Source organism: Agrobacterium sp. MS2 (assembly GCF_003261015.1).
Classification (GTDB): Bacteria; Pseudomonadota; Alphaproteobacteria; order Rhizobiales; family Rhizobiaceae; genus Agrobacterium; species Agrobacterium pusense.
The window spans coordinates 1-2,559 of record NZ_QLNF01000020.1; the positions used below are offsets into that span (position 1 = coordinate 1).

At 61.4% G+C, this 2,559-nt stretch carries 3 protein-coding genes; all 3 read right to left on the reverse strand.

All coding sequences use genetic code 11. The annotated features are described in order from the left end of the window. Nucleotides 1–25: 25 nt before the first annotated feature. From tnpC to tnpA, 3 genes are read right to left on the reverse strand one after another with little or no spacing between them, the layout of a single operon-like run. Nucleotides 26–1,681, reverse strand: coding sequence for an IS66 family transposase (gene tnpC, locus DOU54_RS10385; protein ID WP_113731198.1), 1,656 nt, complete (start codon nt 1,679–1,681; stop codon nt 26–28). Between the two features lie 45 nt (nt 1,682–1,726). Then, nucleotides 1,727–2,074, reverse strand: coding sequence for an IS66 family insertion sequence element accessory protein TnpB (gene tnpB / locus DOU54_RS10390; RefSeq protein WP_044459718.1), 348 nt, complete (start codon nt 2,072–2,074; stop codon nt 1,727–1,729). Then, nucleotides 2,071–2,481 carry an IS66-like element accessory protein TnpA gene (tnpA, locus tag DOU54_RS10395; RefSeq protein ID WP_112557152.1) on the reverse strand — a complete coding sequence of 137 codons (411 nt, stop codon included), beginning with the start codon at nt 2,479–2,481 and terminating at the stop codon, nt 2,071–2,073. The genes tnpB and tnpA overlap by 4 nt, the downstream gene beginning before the upstream one ends. Nucleotides 2,482–2,559: the final 78 nt, after the last annotated feature.

Genomic DNA, 2,559 nt, shown 5'->3' on the forward strand with positions numbered 1-2,559 from the left:
GTAAGCCTCCGGTGAAGGCCGCAGGTCAGGCCGCTTGAGCGTTGACGGTCGGCGGCGTCCAATTCCACGGAAGCAACTGCTCCAGCCTGGTAATCGGCGTGTCAGCGATGCGGGCAAGAACGTCGGCCAGCCACACCTGCGGATCGATGCCGTTGAGCTTTGCCGTCATAATCAGTGTGGCCATGAAGGCAGCACGATCTGCACCGCGGTCTGATCCGGCGAAGAGCCAGGATTTTCTGCCGAGCGCAAAGCCTCTGAGCGCTCGCTCTGCCGCATTATTCGTCAGGCAAATCCGGCCGTCCTGCAGGAATGACGTGAAGCCATCCCAGCGCTTGAGCATGTAGTCGATTGCCTCGGCGACCGGAGAGCTGCGTGAGAGTTTTGCCCGCTCGGTTTGAAGCCAGACCTGCAGATCATCGACGAGTGGCAGACTGTCTTTCCGGCGACGCTCCAGGCGTTGATCGGCCGTAAGCCCGTTGATCTCGCGCTCAATATCGAACAGGCCGTCGATCCGTTTGACGGCTTCGAGCGCCATAGGCGAGATCGGCGCGGCGTTCTTTCCACGCTTGGCATTTGCGGCAATGTCGGCGAGCACGAAGAACTTACGCCGCGAGTGTGCCCAACAGAGTGCCTGGGTCAGCGGATCGGGATCGCGATCAACCTTGAACAGCGGATTGTAGCCGCCATAGGCGTCCGCCTGCAGAATGCCGGTGAAGGTCTTCAGGTGGCGCTCCGGATGCTCCTGCCGTCGATCGCGCGAGGCATAGTAAATTGCGGCCGGCGGAGAGAGCCCTCCGAACGGCCGATCGTCCCGAACATAGGTCCAGATGCGGCCCGTATCGGTCTTTCCCTTGGCCAGGATCGGCACGGTGGTGTCGTCGCCATGCAGACGCTCGGCGGCAAGGACATGCGCCTCGATCAGAGAGTGAATGGGCTTCAACGCCGCAGCACATGCTCCAACCTGATCAGCCAATGTCGACAAGCTGAGATCGACACCTTCGCGGGCATAACGTTCGCGCTGACGGTTGAGCGGCTGGTGCTGGGCGAACTTCTCGAACAGGATCATCGCCAGCAGGTTTGGCCCGGCAAAGCCGCGGGGCGTCACATGGAAGGGGGCCGGCGGCTGCGCAATCTTCTCGCACTCGCGGCAGGTGAACTTCTCCCGGACCGTCTGGATGACCTTCCACTGACGCGGAACGACCTCCAGGGTCTCGGTGATGTCCTCACCAAGCTTCGACAGTTTTGCCGATCCGCAGCAGGCGCAATTCGTGGGAGCGGCGATGACGACGCGCTCGCGCGGCAGATGTTCAGGAAAGGGCTTGCGTGACGGACGCCTGCGCTCGAAAGCTTTGACGGTTGAAGCTTTGGCTGCGATCTCCGCCGCCAGTTCATCTTCACCGGCGTCTCCTTCGAGCTCCTCGAGTTGCAGTTCCATCTGCTCCAGGAGCCGCGCCTTACGCTCTGACCGGCTACCGTAGAGTTCACGGCGAACCTTGTCGATCTCCAGCTTCAGCCGCGCGATCAATGCCTCGGAATGCGATACGAGTGCTTTTGCACTGGCGGCTTCGGCCTTGGCGGTCGCCGCTTCTGCTTCGGCTGCAACACGTCGAGCGCGTTCCTGGGCCAGCAGTGCAAGGGCACTGGCAAGGTCGTCCGGAAGCTCTTCAGTCGTATTGCTCATGAAAGGATGGAATCATATTCGAGCCTGTCATTCCAGTGTTTTTGCTCATCCGGCCGACGTCGGCCGCCAGGTCTTTTGCGGCATCCGCCAGTCGATACCTTCCAGCAGATAACCGAGCTGCGCAGGTGTGATCACCACCGTGCCATCGGCCGCTGATGGCCAGATGAAGCGGCCACGCTCCAGCTTCTTCGTGAACAGGCAAGCGCCCTGGCCGTCATGCCAGATCACCTTGATCAGGCCACCGCCGCGGCCGCGGAATACGAACAGGTGTCCACACATCGGGTCACGCTTCAGCGCCTCCTGCACCATCAACGACAGGCCGGGGAAGCCTTTGCGCATATCGGTATGGCCTGTCGCCAGCCAGACCTTCACGCCAACAGGAACCGGGATCATCGACGACCCAGCACGCAATCGAGAATGCGGCCAAGCGCTTCCGTGTCGATGTCGCTATCAACGCGGACCCGACGGCCCCGGCCGAGCTCGATTGTTACATCGCTGCGCTTCCGACGAGGATGGGGTGTGGTCGGCGGTTCCGGCTGAATGGGAGAGACTGATGAAATGGCCTCGGACACGATCACCGGCACCAACACGGTTCCCGTCTCGGTCTGCGGCTCGTCGAGCCGGCACAGCTCTTTGCGCCAACGAAACAACTGGCTGACATGGATACCAGCCGCGCGGGCAATCTCGGAGATGACCGCGTCTGGCTCAAAGCAGGCAGCGACCAGGCGCTCTTTGTCTTCTCGTGACCAGCGCCGACGGCGCTCTACGGACGTGATCACCTCAATTGGATGCTTCGTCATATGACTACTCCTAGTGTTACCACTAGGACTGGCAGTCAGAAGGCCGTCATCGCAAGACGGCCTTCACCGTGGGCTTAC

What these genes read in the sequence shown, in the direction of transcription:
- tnpC (WP_113731198.1), bottom strand. Translation starts at nt 1,681, where the DNA reads ATGAGCAATACGACTGAAGAGCTTCCGGACGACCTTGCCAGTGCCCTT.
- tnpB (WP_044459718.1), bottom strand. Translation starts at nt 2,074, where the DNA reads ATGATCCCGGTTCCTGTTGGCGTGAAGGTCTGGCTGGCGACAGGCCAT.
- tnpA (WP_112557152.1), bottom strand. Translation starts at nt 2,481, where the DNA reads ATGACGAAGCATCCAATTGAGGTGATCACGTCCGTAGAGCGCCGTCGG.